The organism is Klebsiella sp. F11 (genome assembly GCF_056712265.1).
In genome coordinates this window covers 2,706,830-2,724,465 of the sequence record NZ_CM160060.1, presented here as the reverse complement: position 1 = coordinate 2,724,465, position 17,636 = coordinate 2,706,830, and the positions used below count along the sequence as shown (strand labels likewise).

16 protein-coding genes and 2 pseudogenes are annotated in these 17,636 nt (G+C 56.5%); 10 read left to right on the top strand and 8 right to left on the bottom strand.

The annotated features are described in order from the left end of the window. Positions 1-15: 15 nt before the first annotated feature. Together AC1M2H_RS13535 and dcp are read right to left on the bottom strand one after the other, a co-directional pair. On the bottom strand, positions 16-240 hold the full coding sequence (locus AC1M2H_RS13535; protein ID WP_480151724.1) for a hypothetical protein: 225 nt from the start codon (positions 238-240) through the stop codon (positions 16-18). A 908-nt stretch (positions 241-1,148) separates the two neighbouring features. After that, positions 1,149-3,203, bottom strand: a complete 2,055-nt coding sequence (gene dcp / locus AC1M2H_RS13530) for a peptidyl-dipeptidase Dcp (RefSeq protein ID WP_480151723.1) — start codon at positions 3,201-3,203, stop codon at positions 1,149-1,151. Between the two features lie 184 nt (positions 3,204-3,387). Between dcp and ydfG the strand changes: the two genes are divergently transcribed. From ydfG to AC1M2H_RS13510, 4 genes and pseudogenes are all read left to right on the top strand, one after another. Beyond that, positions 3,388-4,137 carry a bifunctional NADP-dependent 3-hydroxy acid dehydrogenase/3-hydroxypropionate dehydrogenase YdfG gene (ydfG, locus tag AC1M2H_RS13525; protein ID WP_480151722.1) on the top strand — a complete coding sequence of 250 codons (750 nt, stop codon included), beginning with the start codon at positions 3,388-3,390 and terminating at the stop codon, positions 4,135-4,137. Positions 4,138-4,226: 89 nt separating this feature from the next. Next, positions 4,227-4,913, top strand: a complete 687-nt coding sequence (locus AC1M2H_RS13520; RefSeq protein WP_480151721.1) for a GntR family transcriptional regulator — start codon at positions 4,227-4,229, stop codon at positions 4,911-4,913. Between the two features lie 115 nt (positions 4,914-5,028). Continuing rightward, positions 5,029-5,723, top strand: a protein-coding gene (locus AC1M2H_RS13515) for an IS1 family transposase (protein ID WP_480147781.1) whose coding sequence is annotated in 2 segments (ribosomal slippage) — positions 5,029-5,275 and positions 5,275-5,723 — 696 coding nt in all. Because the reading frame shifts where the segments join, the coding sequence is not laid out codon by codon here. 214 nt (positions 5,724-5,937) lie between these two features. Further along, positions 5,938-7,145, top strand: a pseudogene (locus AC1M2H_RS13510) (IS3 family transposase). Between the two features lie 37 nt (positions 7,146-7,182). Here the strand turns inward: AC1M2H_RS13510 and AC1M2H_RS13505 are convergent. The 5 genes and pseudogenes from AC1M2H_RS13505 to AC1M2H_RS13485 form a co-directional block, all read right to left on the bottom strand. Continuing rightward, a pseudogene (locus AC1M2H_RS13505) lies at positions 7,183-7,599 on the bottom strand (MFS transporter); the annotation flags it as partial. A gap of 242 nt (positions 7,600-7,841) precedes the next feature. Then, the gene (locus AC1M2H_RS13500; RefSeq protein WP_480151720.1) at positions 7,842-9,218 is read right to left on the bottom strand and encodes an MFS transporter; all 1,377 of its coding nucleotides are present in this window, start codon (positions 9,216-9,218) and stop codon (positions 7,842-7,844) included. A 51-nt stretch (positions 9,219-9,269) separates the two neighbouring features. Further along, positions 9,270-10,274 carry a Zn-dependent oxidoreductase gene (locus AC1M2H_RS13495; RefSeq protein ID WP_480151719.1) on the bottom strand — a complete coding sequence of 335 codons (1,005 nt, stop codon included), beginning with the start codon at positions 10,272-10,274 and terminating at the stop codon, positions 9,270-9,272. A 10-nt stretch (positions 10,275-10,284) separates the two neighbouring features. Next, positions 10,285-11,499, bottom strand: coding sequence for a starvation-sensing protein RspA (rspA, locus tag AC1M2H_RS13490; protein WP_480151718.1), 1,215 nt, complete (start codon positions 11,497-11,499; stop codon positions 10,285-10,287). 200 nt (positions 11,500-11,699) lie between these two features. After that, the gene (locus tag AC1M2H_RS13485) at positions 11,700-12,026 is read right to left on the bottom strand and encodes a YnfA family protein (protein WP_480151717.1); all 327 of its coding nucleotides are present in this window, start codon (positions 12,024-12,026) and stop codon (positions 11,700-11,702) included. Positions 12,027-12,175: 149 nt separating this feature from the next. Between AC1M2H_RS13485 and AC1M2H_RS13480 the strand changes: the two genes are divergently transcribed. After that, a complete protein-coding gene (locus AC1M2H_RS13480; RefSeq protein ID WP_480151716.1) occupies positions 12,176-12,517 on the top strand; it encodes a DUF1283 family protein in 342 nt (113 codons plus the stop codon). Between the two features lie 70 nt (positions 12,518-12,587). Continuing rightward, positions 12,588-13,148, top strand: a complete 561-nt coding sequence (gene speG / locus AC1M2H_RS13475; RefSeq protein WP_480151715.1) for a spermidine N1-acetyltransferase — start codon at positions 12,588-12,590, stop codon at positions 13,146-13,148. Here speG and AC1M2H_RS13470 read toward each other — a convergent pair. Then, a complete protein-coding gene (locus AC1M2H_RS13470) occupies positions 13,142-13,852 on the bottom strand; it encodes a YnfC family lipoprotein (protein WP_480151714.1) in 711 nt (236 codons plus the stop codon). The two genes, speG and AC1M2H_RS13470, sit on opposite strands and share 7 nt — an antisense overlap. A 103-nt stretch (positions 13,853-13,955) precedes the next feature. Here AC1M2H_RS13470 and AC1M2H_RS13465 point away from each other — a divergent pair, with 103 nt between their 5' ends. The 4 genes from AC1M2H_RS13465 (at position 13,956) to dmsD (ending at position 17,628) form a co-directional block, all read left to right on the top strand. Continuing rightward, positions 13,956-14,219 (top strand): DUF1161 domain-containing protein, encoded by a 264-nt coding sequence (locus AC1M2H_RS13465; protein WP_480151932.1) that lies wholly within the window; start codon positions 13,956-13,958, stop codon positions 14,217-14,219. Between the two features lie 146 nt (positions 14,220-14,365). Further along, the gene (gene ynfE, locus AC1M2H_RS13460) at positions 14,366-16,801 is read left to right on the top strand and encodes a selenate/tellurate reductase subunit YnfE (RefSeq protein ID WP_480151713.1); all 2,436 of its coding nucleotides are present in this window, start codon (positions 14,366-14,368) and stop codon (positions 16,799-16,801) included. Between the two features lie 11 nt (positions 16,802-16,812). Next, positions 16,813-16,974: a hypothetical protein gene (locus AC1M2H_RS13455; RefSeq protein WP_480151712.1), complete on the top strand. Its 162-nt coding sequence runs from the start codon at positions 16,813-16,815 to the stop codon at positions 16,972-16,974. A gap of 45 nt (positions 16,975-17,019) precedes the next feature. Continuing rightward, a complete protein-coding gene (dmsD, locus tag AC1M2H_RS13450; RefSeq protein WP_480151711.1) occupies positions 17,020-17,628 on the top strand; it encodes a Tat proofreading chaperone DmsD in 609 nt (202 codons plus the stop codon). Positions 17,629-17,636: the final 8 nt, after the last annotated feature.

Genomic DNA, 17,636 nt, shown 5'->3' with positions numbered 1-17,636 from the left:
CCTAATAAGCGTCGATTAATATCGCTTCATTGTTTTGATCGGCGCTCTTTCTGACCAGTCAGGCCGCTCGCCAGCCATAATCGCGCGCTGTTGCGATGGCGTCACCGACTGGGTTATTTCAGGCATTGGCTTATAAACAGGCTTTTTCGGCGGAGCGATCGCAATATCAGAACTACAACCAGATAGCAGGAAAATCGTCAGTGCAGATATATTAAACTTAATCATTTTCAACCCTTCCATTGGGATAAAATCTTACAGATGTACTGCGGTGCCGGGTGCCTCCCGGTGAGCCTTTGCCTGACCGACTAAGACCCGCGTTCTCATCAGCTGGCGATATCTTCTGCGGCATGACCTGGTCAGTACGCCCTTCCGCACAGGGGGATTCACCGCCGGATAAAATTATCCAGTAGATAATCATTTCGTCAATCTATTTCATGGGACTATGGCACAATAAACGTGCCGTAGCGGATTGAAATAATAGCGATTTTTAGCCGTTATACTCTGGAACCCCGGGCCACCGGCAGGTCAATCCACTCAGCCGGAAACGCAGAAAAAGGGGTGACATTGTTCAAAAACAAAATCATACCCTCATTCCTTAGTTCAACTGCGCGGTCATGACCAGTGCGTTACTCATTGTCGCCCTGTCGCGCCGCTCTGAATATGGCAAGTATTTTGCAAAATTACCGCTTACTTATATGCAAATGGTAGGAGGTGATGATGTTTCGGAAAATTTCCCCGTGCGAACAAGGGCTAATGACGTTGCTGAAACTGGGGCGACTATGTTGGTGCGACCCGCTTAGCCCCCCGCCGCCGGCATATGCGAACAACAGCAGCTACTTTCGGTATGTGGGACTACATCCTGAGCGAATAGATATCGATGAGCAGACGCTGCTCCGCTGGGCGGAAAACGCCGAGTTATACGAATATATGAAAGAAAAACTCAACGCCCCGCCCGCAGAGAAATGGGGCTAGGACAGTCCTGTTTTTCGCCCTCCAGAGAAGATTGTTCCGTACGTCCTTTAAACCAGAGTATGGCCCGGGGTTTGGCGTGATGAATTGACTTACTGCGTTCCCTTGACGAGCTGCGAACGGGTCGGGGTGCACATCATTGCACCTTAACAGTGCAATGATGGAAGGTTGAAGGATTTCTAACGGCCCTGGACACTCAACCCGCGATTCGCCAGCATCGGTTCAATCTTAGGGTCGTGCCCGCGCCACTGGCGATACAGTTCAGCTAAATCAGTGCTATTGCCGCGTGACAGAATAGCCTCGCGGAAGCGCTGGCCGTTTTCACGGGTCAGGCCGCCCTGCTCAACAAACCACTGATAGCCATCGTCCGCCAGCATCTGCGTCCACAGATAGGCGTAATAACCCGCGGCATAGCCGCCGCCGAAAATATGCGAAAAATAGCTGCTGCGATAGCGCGGCGGTACGGCGGCCAGATCGCACTTCTCCGCGCCCAGGGCCGCGGCTTCAAAGGCATCAACATCCTGCGGGACGTTCGCCGAAGGCAGGCTATGCCAGTGCATATCCAGCATCGCCGCCGCCAGCAGTTCGCTCATGTCGTAGCCTTTATTAAACTGCGCCGCCCGGTACATGCTCTCACGCAGCGCATCGGGCATCGCTTCTCCGCTTTGGTAATGGCGCGCGTAGTGGGCAAATACCTGCGGCTCGCTGGCCCAGTGTTCAAAGATTTGCGACGGGAACTCGACAAAATCACGCGGGGTATTGGTTCCCGACAGGCTGGCATAGCGCTGGCTGGCGAACAGCCCGTGCAGCGCGTGGCCGAATTCTTGGAATAAGGTGATGGTTTCATCCCACGACAGGAGCGCGCTGCGGCCCGTGCCTGGCTTTTGATAGTTACAGACGTTGTAGATAACCGGCTGCTGCATCAGCTCCGTGGATTGCTCAACGAAAACGTCCATCCACGCGCCGCCGCTTTTTGACTCGCGCGCGTAGTAATCGCCGTAAAATAGCGCCATACCGGCGCCGTTAGCGTCGAAAATTTCCCACACCCGCACGTCCGGATGATAGAGCGGAATGTCGAAACGTTCGACGAAGCGCAGGCCAAACAGCTGCGATGCGGTCCAGAATACGCCGTCCTGCAGCACGCGTTCGAGGGCAAAATAGGGTTTTAGCTGCGCCTCATCGATAGCGAATCTGGCGCGCCGCACCTGCTCCGCATAGTAGGGCCAGTCCCAGGCGGCGGCGGTGAAGCCCTCGCCTTCATCATCAATAACCTGCTGAATATCCGCCAGCTCCTGTTCCGCCCTCCCGCGCGCGGCCGGAGCGATGCGGCGCATAAACTCAAAGGCCTGCGCAGGCGCCCCCGCCATCTGATCGGCCATCGACCAGCTGGCGTAGTCAGCGGCCCCCAGCAGCTCCGCTTTCTGCGCCCGGATCGCCACCAGTTGCAGCAGCAGCTCGCGGGTATCGTTAGCATCCCCCTTCTGATTACGCGTCCAGCCTGCGGCGAAGAGGTTTTCGCGAGTCTGGCGATCGCGCAGTGACTGTAGCGCCGGCTGCTGGGTGGTGTTGAGCAGCGGCAGCAGCCAGCGATCGCTGAGGCCCTTTTCAGCCGCCGCTTTTACGGCCTCGCTAATCTCATCCGCGCTGAGCCCGTCCAGCTGGTGCAGATAATCAAGCACCAGGCCGCCGGATTTTGCCGCGCTCAGGAGCCGCTGCTGAAACTGGCTCTGTAGCGCCGCGGCCCGGGTATTCAGCCCCCGCAGCAGCGATTTCTGCTCCTCCGCCAGCCGCGCGCCCGCCAGCAGAAACCGCTGCCAGGTCACCTCAAGCAGGCGCCGGGATTCCGCATCGATGTGCAGATTGTCGCGATCTTCCCACACCCGCTGCACGCGTTCAAACAGCGCCGTATTAAGCCAAATATGGTTGCCCGCCTGCGCCAACTCGGCAGAAAACTGCTCATCAAGGTGCTGCAGAAGCGGATTGGTATGCGCCCCGGCCATCGCGAAAAAGACCCGGGTAACGCGTGACAGCAGCCGTCCGCTCAGCTCCAGCGCCACCACCGTATTGGCAAAATCCGCCGGCGCCGGATTATTGACGATCGCGGCAATCTCTTCGCGCTGGCGTCGCATCCCTTCATCGAAGGCCGGACGGTAGTGCTCATCCTTAATCAGATCGAAACGCGGCGCCTGATAGGGCAGCAGGCTGATGCTTAAAAAGGGGTTATTTTCCAACATAATTATCTCCAGGCTGCGGGCATCAGGTTAGAGTAGGCAACTCATTGATTGACCGCAATCATTTCTCGAAGCGCCGCCTCGCTGTTGATCGCCGTTAACCGCAACGCGCGCGGTGATTTCCGTTACCGGTCCTCGTTAACGCATGCTATGGTATAACGACACAAAAGCGTTGAGGAACAGTAAGATGATTATCCTGGTTACCGGAGCAACGGCAGGTTTTGGTGAAAGCATCACCCGCCGCTTTGTCGCAAATGGTCATAAAGTGATCGCCACCGGACGTCGCGAAGAGCGTCTGCAAACGCTGAAAGACGAGCTCGGCGACGGCGTTTACACCGTTCAGCTCGACGTGCGTAATCGCGCGGCCATCGAAGAGATGATCGCCGGCCTGCCCGCGGAATGGCTGGCCATCGACGTGCTGGTCAATAACGCCGGCCTGGCGCTGGGGCTGGAGCCTGCGCACAAGGCCAGCGTTGAGGACTGGGAAGATATGATCGATACCAACAACAAAGGGCTGGTCTATATGACCCGCGCCGTGCTGCCGGGAATGGTTGAGCGCAACCGCGGGCACATTATCAATATCGGCTCCACCGCCGGCAGCTGGCCCTACGCGGGCGGTAATGTCTACGGCGCGACCAAGGCCTTCGTGCGTCAATTTAGCCTCAACCTGCGTACCGACCTGCACGGTACGGCGGTTCGCGTCACCGATATCGAGCCCGGGCTGGTGGGCGGTACCGAGTTTTCCAACGTCCGCTTTAAAGGCGACGACGCCAAAGCCGGTAAAGCCTATGAAAATACCCAGCCGCTGACCCCGGATGACGTGACGGAAGCCGTGTGGTGGGTCGCCAACCTGCCCCGGCATGTCAATATCAATACCCTGGAAATGATGCCGGTCAGCCAAAGCTTCGCGGGCCTCAGCGTGCACCGCCAGGGTTAATCCCGCAGCCCGGCCTGCGGGCCGGGTATGGGCGCAAAGGCAAAAAACGCGTAAAATAGCGCACATAATCCATTAAAAAGTAATCATCAATGGCCGCAGAATCACAGCTCAATCCTACACAGCCTGTTAATCAGCAAATTTATCGGATCCTTCGCCGGGATATCGTCCATTGTCTGATTCCACCCGGCACGCCGCTGTCTGAAAAGGAAGTCTCCGTGCGTTTTGACGTTTCCCGTCAGCCGGTGCGCGAGGCGTTTATTAAGCTGGCAGAAAATGGCCTGATCCAAATTCGCCCCCAGCGCGGCAGCTACGTGAATAAAATCTCCCTTTCTCAGGTCCGCAACGGCTGCTTCGTGCGCCAGGCTATCGAGTGCGCGGTAGTTCGTCGGGCGGCGGGAATGGTGAACAGCGAGCAAATTTATCAGCTTGAGCAAAATCTTAACCAGCAGCGCACGGCGGTTGAGCGCCAGCAGATTAATGATTTCTTCCTGCTGGACGACGAGTTTCATCAGAAGCTGTCGCTTATTGCCGACTGCCAGCTGGCCTGGGACACCGTGGAGAATATTAAGGCGACGATTGACCGGGTGCGCTATATGAGCCTCGATCACATTAGTTCGCCGGAAATGCTGCTACGTCAGCATCATCAAATTTTTCAGGCGCTGGAAAATCGCGATGCCGACGCGGTAGACGCAGCGATGAATCTGCATCTGCATGAAATTAGCGAGTCGGTATTATTAATTCGCCAGGAAAACCGCGACTGGTTTAGCGAAGAGTAGCTGAGCTGGCGGCAGGCGCTCTCTCCTGCCGCTACAGAGGCAAAACGGTGCCGCTATCGGTAATGCCTTCAATCGATAGAAAACCATGATATGCTACTGGTATTTAGGGCTTTCTATGGCTACCGTTACTGTTCATTGTCCTCGTTGCCATTCCGATTCTGTTTATCGCCATGGGCACAGCTGTTCCGGGCACGAGCGCTTTCGTTGCCGGTCATGTCGCCGCGTTTTTCAGCTGGCTTATACCTATGAAGCCAGAAAACCCGGTGTAAAAGAACAGATAGTTGAACTGGCACACAACGGTGCCGGCGTCCGCGATACCGCCAGAGTTCTTAAGGTCGGTATCAATACCGTCATACGGACATTAAAAAGCTCTCGCCGTCCCGGATAACCGCTTCTCCTGTCGCTCATGCCGATGTGGCACTCATCTGCGAGCTTGATGAGCAGTGGGGCTTTGTTGGCAGTAAAGCCCGGCAGCACTGGCTCTGGTATGCTTACAATACCAAAACGGGTGGCGTACTGGCTTATACTTTCGGCCCACGTACCGATGAGACATGTCGGGAACTGTTGGCCCTGTTGACGCCCTTTAGCATCGGCATGATTACCAGCGATAACTGGGGCAGTTATGCCAGAGAGGTGCCGAAGGAGATACATCTGACTGGTAAAATTTTCACACAGCGCATTGAGCGAAACAATCTGACGCTGCGAACCCGTATCAAGCGGCTGGCACGCAAAACAATATGTTTTTCACGTTCCATCGAATTGCACGAAAAGGTCATCGGTGCCTTCATCGAAAAGTACATGTTCTACTGATTGGAGGCATTACCGGAAGCAGAAAACCAACCGGCGCACCGATTTGAACCCAACTGGAGAAGAATCCACGATGCTTTGGTTCAGAATATTCAGCAGTCATCAATACCGCACCGGCCTGCTCACTGATGTAGCCCCCTGAAACACCGGACAGTAGCTGTATCTCCAGATAAGAGATAGGCTTAAATATATGTCTAACAACCATGTTAATTTTGAGATGACCGGGATCCTGTTAGGGCAAGAAGCCCGTAAGCGTAAGACTCCGCAAGAGAAAATTGCCATCATCCAGCAAACAATGGAGCCGGGTATGAATGTCTCCCACGTTGCTCGTCTGCACGGTATTCAGCCCAGTCTGCTGTTTAAATGGAAGAAGCAATATCAGGAAGGTAGCCTCACCGCCGTTGCGGCCGGAGAGGAAGTGGTTCCGGCTTCGGAGCTGGCGACTGCACTCAAACAGGTCCGGGAACTACAGCGTCTCCTGGGTAAGAAGACGATGGAAGTTGAGATCCTCAAAGAAGCGGTGGAGTACGGCCAGTCGCGAAAATGGATAGCGCACGCGCCCTTGTTGCCAAAGGACGGGGAATAGCTCTGGTTAGTCGCACCATGAGCGTGTCGCGTGCGCAGTTATCACTGCGGGTGAGCCGCTCTGCCGACTGGCAGGACAGGCGCAGCAACCGGCGTAATGACGAAGCTGATGCAGAGATACTGTCGGAGATCCTCGGCATCATCAGCGACATGCCCAGCTACGGTTACCGGCGGGTGTGGGGTATCCTGCGTAAGCAACGCCGTGTAGAGGGACTTCCACCGGTGAACGCCAAACGGCTTTACAGGATAATGAGCGAGCATAACCTGCTGTTGTTGCGTGATAAACCAGAGCGTCCGAAGCGGGAGCATAAAGGCAAAATCGCGGTAGCGGAAAGCGATATGCGCTGGTGTTCAGACGGCTTCGAGTTCGGTTGTGACAACGGCGAGAAGCTTCGGGTGACGTTCGCACTGGACTGTTGCGACCGGGAGGCCATAGACTGGGCAGCGAGCACGGGAGGCTACGACAGTTCAACGGTACAGGATGTGATGCTGAGGTCAGTGGAAAGGCGCTTCGGTAGCACGCTGCCGGGTAAACCAGTGCAGTGGCTGACAGATAACGGTTCAGCGTACACCGCGCATGAAACGAAGAAGTTCGCGCGAGAACTGAATCTGGAGCCGTGTACAACAGCGGTGAGCAGCGCACAAAGTAACGGCATGGCCGAACGGTTCGTGAAAACGATGAAGGAAGATTACATCGCGTTCATGCCAAAACCAGATGTGGGAACAGCGCTACAGAACCTTGCAGCGGCGTTCAATCACTAGAATGAAAATCACCCGCACAGTGCGCTGGGATATCACTCTCCGAGAGAGTACCGGCGGCAGCGGGCATCGTTAACTTAAGATACAAAAGCTGTCCGGAGATGGCGGGTCAAGATCACTCACCCCCAACACCGAAGCCCTGTAGCACACGAATAAAAATGAGCAATACTGGAGCCCAAACGCCAATTTTTTCATACGTCGGTAACAGCCCAATACAAAACGTACCTAACCCTACAATTAATATTGTAATCACCAGCGCTTTTTTACGACCAACCTTATCGCCGATATGACCAAAAACAATTCCGCCTAATGGCCGCGCTAAGAAACCAACTGCATATGTTGCAAACGCAGCAAGAGTACTAATTAAAGGGTCGTCACTTGGAAAAAACAGATGCCCAAAAAAGAGTACTGCTGCCGTCCCGTATGCAAAAAAGTCATAATATTCTGCAGCGGTCCCAATTGCAGATGCACTGGCTACTCGGCGAATAATAGGTTTATTACCTATACCACTTTTAACTTCGACTGAACTAACCATAGGGTTTTTACCTTTTATAGGGTATTGCGTTAATCAACATCTTTCGTGCGTACACATTATGCTTACCCGTTCCCCAAGTTCGGAATAGCGCTTGTACTCCCGGAAGCCAAAGTTCGGTACCCACAAGGTCAAATTAGCCTTAGGCAATGTGCGTTCTACGACCGGGAGGCCATGGTTAATATCAATAATCACTTTTCAGATATAAAACCAGAAAATAATAGCGCCGAACTATAGGCTGTTATTTAAATATACTGCCCGGATTTCTGTTCTTCACGCAACAGGACAGTATCAGCCGCATCGCTAGCCAGGCTCAGATCGCGGTCGCGCACTTCCGGCATCAGGAGTGCGGCAAGCAGGCCGATAACCGAATAGCTCACCAGCATCACCACGATGGGCAGCCATGAGTCGGTCATATTACAGAAAATACCCGCCAGCACCGGGCCGAAACCAACGGCAACCAGTCCCCCCATCTCTTTTGAGATAGCCATTCTGGTGAAGCGATTGCGCGATCCAAACAGCTCGGCCATCGTAATATTTTCGAGAGCAAACAGCCCCAGCACCGCCACGTTATGGATAACAATCAACGAGGCCATAATGGTACTCACGCTGTGGCTTTTATCCATGATAATCGCCAGCATCGGATAGGCTAAAATAATCGCGGAGATATTCACGATAATATAGGGAATGCGCCGCCCTACCTTATCTGACAGCCATCCCAGCAGCGGAATCGTGATAAAACCGATCGCTGAGCTGATCATTAGCGCATCTGTTGGGATCGCTTTATCAAACAGCAGGGTTTGCACCAGATAGCCGGCAAGAAAGGTTTGAATCAGCCCCGAGTTACCCGCCTGACCAAAGCGCAGGCCCGTTGCCAGCCAGAACGATTTACTCTTCAGCATCGCGCCGAAGGTACTCTCCTTGATGCTGGTGGCGCTCTGGCGTATTCCATCCTCGGCGACTTTTTCGAATACCGGGCTTTCTTTGAGGTTCAGACGCAGCCAGATGGCGAAGATCATCACCACCGCGCTGGCGAGGAACGGTATACGCCAGCCCCACGCCACCAGCTGCTCGCGGTCGAGCAGGAAGAACATCACCGCCCAGATAGCCGTGGCGCTAAGTGTGCCGCAGTTGGTCCCCATCGCCACCAGCGAGGAGATAATCCCGCGCTTACCTTTCGGCGCATATTCTGCCAGCATCGTACCGGCGCCGGATATTTCCGCCCCGGCCCCCAGCCCCTGAATCACGCGCAGGGTGACCAGCAGCACCGGCGCCAGAATACCCACCTGGGCATAGGTCGGCAAAACGCCGATGAGCGTCGTACAAATACCCATCATGGTGATCGTAATAAACAGCACTTTCTTGCGGCCGATGCTATCGCCCATTTTACCGAAAATAAACGCCCCGACGATGCGGGCAATATATCCGGCGCCGTAGGTCCCCATCGCTAAAATCAGCGCCATCGCCGCGGACTGCTCGGGGAAGAATATTTCATGGAATACCAGCGCGGCGCCTAAAGAATAAAGCTGGAAATCCATAAACTCCAGGGCGGTACCTAACCAGCCGGATACCGCCGCGCGGATGAGATCGGAGGTTGTTCTCTCATTCTTTACTGTCGTCATCTTTATAATCTCTAATTGTGTAGGATATAGAGTCTGGCGTTGTATGGAGTGTCAGAAGGTTAATAAAACCTTACAGCAGCTCTTCCTGTCATTTTCAAAAAGCTCAATGGCCTCAGCGACCTGTTGATAGCCAAAAGCGTGGGTAATTAACATTTCCGGATTAATAAGCCCCTGTTCCAGCCATTGCAGAACCACCGGGAATTTATTGGCGTTCAGCCGCGAGGAAAATATCGACAGCTCTTTACCGGTAATGCCCTGTTGCGCCACCTGGGATGGTTCGGTGGAGAAGCCCATCAGGACAATTCTGGCCGCCGGCGACGCCAGCGTCACCGCTTCCTGGAGAATTGTCGGGTGGCAGGCGGCGTCGATAATCAGCGTTGGCTTGACCTGCAACACCTCGGCTAATGACGCCTCGCCGTTATTGATCGTGCGGTCCGCACCGTTGCGTTTTGCCATCTGCAAACGTTCTTCGATGCGGTCAACCACAATGACCTGGCCGACTTTGTACACCTGCTTGAGAACCTGGATGGTGGTTAAGCCCATCGGCCCGGCGCCGTAAACCAGCGCCACGTCCTGCTCGGTCGGCGTCACCTGTCCGGTCACGTTGGCGGCGATCGTAAAGGGTTCAACCATCACCGCATGCCTGTCCGGAATGCTGTCCGGCACCCGCCAGGCGTTTTTCGCCGGCACCACCGCATACTCGCTGAAGCCGCCGTCCCGGTGTACGCCGAGAACCACCAACGAGGTGCAGACGTTCGGTTTGCCCACCGAGCAGGGATAGCAGTGTCCACAGCTGATAACCGGATCCACGCACACCCGCTGACCTATAGTTTTATCCGTCACCTCGGCGCCGACGGCATCGATAATGCCGAAAAATTCGTGGCCGATAACGCGCGGATATTTTGCAAAGGGGTTGTGGCCGCGATAGATATGGCTATCCGAACCGCATATTCCCGCCAGCTGCACCTTGACCCGAACCTCCCCCGCGCCGGGCTGCGGCAGCGGGCGCTCTTCAATCACCAGCTCGTTGGGCTGGCGGATAACGATACTTTTCATTTTATTCTCCTTACCAGTTCCACAAGGTGCCGTCTTCTAACCGGGCTACCGGCAGGCAGGCCGGATCGTAGGGATATTTCGCCGCCAGCTTCTCGTCAAACTCAATGCCCAGCCCCGGCTTTTCCCCTGGGTGCATATAGCCATTATCAAACGTCCAGCTATGAGGGAAAACCTCGAGCATCTGCTCGGAGTAGCCCATATACTCCTGCACGCCAAAGTTCGGCACCCACAGGTCAAAGTGCAGCGCCGCCGCCATACAGACCGGCGACAGGTCGGACGGCCCGTGGGAGCCGGTGCGCACCTGATAGAGTGAGGCAAAATCAGCGATACGGCGCATGCCGGTGATCCCGCCGGCGTGGGTCACGGTGGTACGGATATAGTCGATCAGCTGCTCCTCGATCAGCTGCTTGCAATCCCAGATGCTGTTAAAGACTTCCCCTACCGCAATGGGCGTCACGGTATGCTGGCGGATCAGGCGGAAGCACTCCTGGTTTTCTGCCGGAGTCGGATCCTCCATCCAGAACAGACGATACTCCTCGATGCTCTTGCCAAAGCGCGCGGCTTCGATCGGCGTCAGGCGATGATGCATGTCATGTAACAGATGCTCATTGAAGCCAAATCTTTCACGCACGGCGGCGAACAGCTGCGGGGTAAAATCGAGATATTTCTCCGTCGACCACAGCTGCTCTTCCGGCCACAGCCCCTTGGTCGCCGGCTCGTAGGCCTGCCCTTTGCCTTTTGCCATTCCGTAGGTGGTCTTCATTCCCGGAATGCCGCACTGCACGCGGATGGCCTTAAAGCCCATCTCTTTGTGGCGGGCATAGTCGTCCAGCACTTCGTCAATGGAATGGCCCGTGGTGTGGCAGTAAACCATCACCCCTTCACGGGATGCCCCGCCCAGCAGCTGATACAGCGGCATCCCCGCCGCCTTCGCTTTAATATCCCACAGCGCCATATCGACGGCGGAGATGGCCGACATGGTCACCGGGCCGCGGCGCCAGTAGGCTCCCTTATAGAAGAACTGCCAAATATCTTCGATACGCTGCGCGTCGCGGCCAATAAGCTGCGGGCAGAGGTGATCCTGCAGGTAGGAGGCGACGGACAGCTCGCGGCCGTTTAAGGTGGCATCCCCCAGCCCGACGATGCCGTCATCGGTGGTGATTTTTAGCGTGACAAAGTTACGTCCGGGACAGGTGACGAAAACTTCAGCGGCAACGATCTTCATCTTTTTTTATTCCTTACATCTCTGCGGTTAGTGCAGAAAATTAAATCATCAGACCTACTACCATACAAGTATAATGATCAAAAAAGACGTCATGAGTCACATAAATGCCCGGGCCAGAGGCGGCGGGCACAGGCGGGAGAAAGGTGGAATTCAGCGGAGAAAATGAGCGCCGCGCGGCCGGCACCTCGTGTGCCTTTACGCTACGCGCGGCCCCAGCCGGCGACGATAATCAGCATTCCGCACAGCGCAATAACGGCGCCGGCCCAGTCGTAATGGCTGAGCCTGACGCCGTCAACGAAGCGCAACCACAGCAGCGCGGTGCAGACATAGACTCCGCCGTAGGCGGCGTAAACGCGCCCGCTCGCCGCCGGATGCAGGGTCAGCAGCCAGACGAACATAACCAGCGCGAGCCCGGCGGGCAGCAGCAGCAGCGGCGTGGCGCCCCGCTTTAGCCAGAGCCAGGGTAAATAGCAGCCGAGGATTTCGCACAGGGCGGTGGCAAAAAAGAGCAGCGTGGTTTTAAGCATTTAAAGATACGTAAATAGAGCAGAGTGTGGCAGCATTCTACGCGATAATCGCCCCGCTCCCACGTCCTTTTGCCGGGTATGCCGCAGAAAAGAGATGTAGTAGACTTATAGTAAGGGCTAACCCTTTTTATCACTTAAAGGAAACCGTGATGAAAATGACACTGAATAAAAGCTGGTGCCTGACCGCCATGCTGGCGCTCAGCGCGATGGCTTACACCGCATCGTCTTTTGCCAAAACCGACACCCTGGTCATTGAATCCGGCGATAGCGCGCAGAGCCGCCAGCACGCCGCAATGGAAAAAGAGCAGTGGAACGACACCCGCTCTTTACGCCATAAGGTCAACACCCGCGTCGAGAAAGAGTGGGATAAAGCCGACGTCGCTTTTGACGCCCAGGATAACTGCCAGAAAAGCGCGAACGTCAACGCCTACTGGGAGCCGAACACCCTGCGCTGCCTCGATCGCCGCACCGGCCGTACGATAGCACCGTAACGCCTCACGCATGGCGCCTGCGGGCGCCATAATCAATGATTATCTCCAGCATTTACGCACAGGAACGCCCATGAGTGATGCTCATACCGTCAGGCTGCGCCCGCTAGAGCGCGAAGATCTCCGTTTTGTCCACCAGCTCGATAACAACGCCAGCGTGATGCGCTACTGGTTTGAAGAGCCGTACGAGGCCTTTGTCGAGCTCTCAGACCTCTATGACAAACATATTCACGATCAGAGCGAACGCCGGTTTGTGATCGAGTGCGACGGCGAAAAAGCCGGGCTGGTCGAGCTGGTTGAAATTAACCACGTTCACCGCCGCGCCGAGTTTCAGATTATTATCTCCCCGGATTATCAGGGGCGAGGCCTTGCGACCCGCGCCGCTAAGCTGGCGATGGACTACGGCTTTACCGTGCTCAACCTCTATAAGCTGTACCTTATCGTCGACAGCGAAAATGAAAAGGCGATCCACATCTACCGCAAGCTGGGGTTTATGGTGGAAGGCGAGCTCATTCACGAGTTTTTCATTAACGGCGAATACCGTAACACGATTCGGATGTGCCTGTTCCAGCATCAGTATCTTAGCGAACACCGCCCGCCGGGCCCGGCGCTGCTGAAGCCAACGGCTCAGTAGTAGTCAATGCTGTTTTTGATGGTGTAGCGGCGAGTTAGCGGCGGCTGCACGCTCTCATCGACAACCTGCAGCTCGCACTTCACCGGGTTGTCGTGCCCGTCGTAGTCGCAGGTCTGGCGCACGCTGCCGAGTTCGCGATCGTTCAAGTTGCTCACCGCCGTGTAGTCCAGCTTCTTACGCGGATCGGCCGCCGGCGTGGAGACCACGGTGAAGCGCTGATCTTTGGCGGTGGTGGTTTTACCCAGCGGATAGCCTTCAGCATCATACCGGTAGGTGGCCGTGGTCTCTTTACCCCGCGCGGTCACCACGAAGCCGTTATCATCCGTTTCCCAGCTCACCTCGGCCGACGGCATCTCGGCAAGCTGACACTTTCCCTGCAGGCGCAGGCGCTTTTCACGCGTTTGCGCATCGAGATAATAGTTCGCGTCAAGCAGCAGCGTCGCGCCGGTGTTATTTTCGCGATCCTGAAAAGCGAGGAGATCGAAGCAGCCCTCGCTGGATAGCCGCCCGCTGACCTGTTTCACCACTTCATCATGTTCATCGAGCAGCGTCTGGCTGAAATCCTTCACCGGGCCACGCAGCGGGTCAAACTCGAACTCGTTGGAGAAACTCGCCATTTCTGGCGTAAAGGCCTGCGGCGCGGATTGATTATCGCAGGCGCTAAGCGCCAGGCTCGCCAGTAACGGTAAAAACAGTTTATTCACGCCCGCTTCCTTCTGTGTAGCTGTACAATCATATTAGCAAATACAATTGTTTACACCAGTTCTGCTATGCTTAAAGCTGGATAACGTCAATAAGGAGTTTATGATGAAAATAGCCCCCTTGCTATGCGCGGCCCTGCTGCTGGGGTCGACGTCCGCACTCGCCGCACCGGATTCCTGCGAGCGCGTAAAAAACGATATTCAGCAGAAAATTATCAATAACGGCGTGCCGGCGACGGGCTTTAGCCTGAGCATTGTCCCCAGCGACCAGCCGGACCAGCCCGGCGCCCAGGTTGTCGGACATTGCGCCAACGACACCTTTAAAATTACCTATACCCGCAGCGCCGGTTCGGAGAGCGAAGCGCAGTAACTCCCCCGGCATCAGATGAAGGATATTATCTCTGGGTTGACCAGGGATAATATTCACCTACCTCTATATAGGTATCATTACTCTCCCACCCGCTCGACTTAAACAGTCGGCGGGATTGCATCATAATAACAATCGGGGAGTGAGCAATGTCTAATCCGGAATATGATGGCGGCCTCAGCCGTCGTACCCTACTAAAATCCTCAGCGATCGGTTCCCTGGCATTAGCGGCCGGCGGACTGGCGCTTCCGTTTAGCCTGCGCGGCGCGGCGGCGGCCGTGCAGCAGGCCGCCGAGGGCGAAGAGCGCGTGGTGTGGGGCGCCTGTTCGGTTAACTGCGGCAGCCGCTGCGCCCTGCGTCTGCACGTCCGCGACGACGAAGTGGTGTGGGTTGAGACCGATAACACCGGGCAGGATATTTACGGCGATCATCAGGTGCGCGCCTGCCTGCGCGGCCGCTCTATCCGCCGGCGCATCAACCACCCTGACCGCCTGAACTATCCGATGAAACGAGTCGGTAAACGCGGCGAAGGGAAGTTTGCGCGTATCAGCTGGGACGAAGCGCTGGACGCTCTGACCGGCAGCCTGCAGCGAATCGTTAAAGAGTACGGCAACGAAGCGGTCTATATAAACTACTCTTCCGGGATCGTCGGCGGCAATATGACCCGCTCGTCGCCCTCCGCTTCCCCGGTCGCCCGGCTGATGAACTGCTACGGCGGCTCTTTAAACCAGTACGGCACCTACAGCACCGCCCAGATAGCCTGCGCCATGCCCTACACCTACGGCAGCAACGAGGGCAACAGCACCTCCGATATCGAGAACAGTAAGCTGGTGGTGATGTTCGGCAATAACCCGGCGGAAACGCGCATGAGCGGCGGCGGGATAACCTACTACCTTGAACAGGCTCGCGAGCGTTCTAACGCCAGAATGATCGTTATCGACCCGCGCTATACCGATACCGCCGCCGGGCGCGAAGACGAGTGGATCCCCATTCGCCCCGGCACCGATGCGGCGCTGGTAGCCGGTATCGCCTGGGTGCTGATTAATGAAAACCTTGTCGATCAGCCGTTCCTTGATACCTTCTGCGTCGGCTACGACGAAAAAACGCTGCCCGCGGGCGCGCCGGCAAATAGCCACTATAAAGCCTACATCCTTGGCTCCGGGGATGACGGCATTGCCAAAACGCCGCAGTGGGCGTCGCTGATTTGCGGAATTCCGACCGATCGCATCATCAAGCTGGCGCGGGAGATCGGCAGCGCCAAGCCGGCCTGCATTTGTCAGGGCTGGGGGCCGCAGCGCCAGGCCAACGGCGAGCTGACCGCCAGGGCGATCGCCATGCTGCCCATCCTGACCGGCAACGTCGGGATTAGCGGCGGCGGCAGCGGCGCGCGTGAATCAACCTATACCATAACCATTGAGCGCCTGCCGGTGCTGACCAACCCGGTGAAAACCGCCATCTCCTGCTTCAGCTGGACCGACGCCATCGCGCGCGGGCCCGAAATGACCGCCCTGCATGACGGCGTGCGCGGCAAGGATAAGCTGGACGTCCCGATCAAGTTCCTGTGGAACTACGCCGGGAATACCCTCGTCAATCAGCACTCTGACATCAACAGAACCCACGAGATTCTGCAGGATGAGACAAAGTGCGAAACCATCGTAGTGATTGATAACTTTATGACCTCGTCGGCTAAGTACGCCGACATCCTGCTTCCGGATCTGATGACCGTCGAGCAGCAGGATATAATTCCCAACGATTACGCCGGCAACATGGGCTACCTGATCTTTATTCAGCCCGCCACGTCGCCAAAATTTGAGCGTAAGCCGATCTACTGGATCCTCAGCGAAGTGGCAAAACGGCTCGGCGCTGACGTTTTGCAGAAGTTTACCGAGGGACGAACCCAGGAGCAGTGGCTGCAGCACCTTTACGCCCTGATGCTGGCGAAAGACCCGGCGCTGCCCGGCTATGACGAGCTCAAAGCCATGGGAATTTACAAACGCAAAGATCCCGCCGGCCACTTCGTCGCCTATCGGGATTTTCGTCGCGACCCGCTCGCCAACCCGCTGAAAACGCCTTCCGGTAAAATTGAGATCTACTCCAGCCGGCTGGCTGAAATCGCGGCCAGCTGGCAGCTGGCGGCGGATGAAATCATCAGCCCGCTGCCGGTGTACGCCTCCACCTTTGAAGGCTGGAATGACCCGCTACGCGACCGGTTTCCGCTGCAGCTTTTTGGCTTCCACTATAAAGCGCGGACCCACTCAAGCTATGGTAACGTCGATATCCTCCAGGCCGCCTGCCGCCAGGAGGTGTGGATTAACCCGCTGGACGCGGAGAAGCGCGGGATTAAAAATGGCGATATGGTGCGCGTCTTTAACGAACGCGGCGAGTTGCGCATCGCGGCGAAAGTGACGCCGCGCATTATGCCCGGCGTATCGGCTATGGGCCAGGGCGCGTGGCATGACGCCGATATGGGCGGCGATCGTATCGACCGCGGCGCCTGCATTAATACGCTGACCACCCACCGGCCGTCACCGCTGGCGAAAGGCAATCCTCAGCACACCAACCTGGTTGAAATTGCCAAAGTCTAAGGAGAAGCCGCATGGAAACGGATGGCATGAGCGGCCGCTGGCGCCGTTTACGGTCTGCGGGGATGCTTATCGCGGGCGGCCCCGGCTGGCTGTCGCTAAACAATAACTCCAGAGCCCGGCGGCACATGGTGTCCGGCCTGAATATGATCGTCGGTACGGCAGCTGCCGGTTAATTTTTCGCCCGCGCGGACCGCCGCGCCGCAGTAAGGAATATGAGCATGATGCAACCCCCATTCCGCGACGCCGTCGCGCTAAGCGCCCGAACGCTGGGCGCGCTATTTTCGTTTGCCCCGCAGAGCGAGCAAGCCGCCCCGCTGATCGACGCCCTGCGCGACGGAAGCTGGCAGGCCCAGTGGCCCTTTACGGTACCCGCGGAGGTCGCCTCCCGCTTCGCGGAACAACACGACGAGCCGCTTGCCGAGGCGTGGCAGCGCCTGTTTATCGGCCCCTGGGCACTGCCGGCGCCGCCGTGGGGTTCCGTCTGGCTGGATAAAGAAAGCGTCCTGTTTGGCGATTCGACGCTGGAGCTCAGGGAGTGGATGCGGCTGAACGGTATCGCCCGCGCCGCGCAGAATAATGAGCCGGAAGATAGTTTTGGCACCCTGCTGCTGCTGGCCGCCTGGCTTTGCGAGTCCGGGCAGGATGAGACCTTCTCACAGCTGCTGGCTCGGCATCTGCTGCCCTGGTCGGGCCGCTTCCTGACCGTTTTCACCAGCGAAGCCGGACACCCTTTCTACCGGGCCCTGGGTCAACTAAGTCAGGCAACGCTGGCGGAGTGGCAAAACGCGCTGGCGCTTACCGTCGCCGAAAAACCGCTGTATCGCTAACCTTGTGC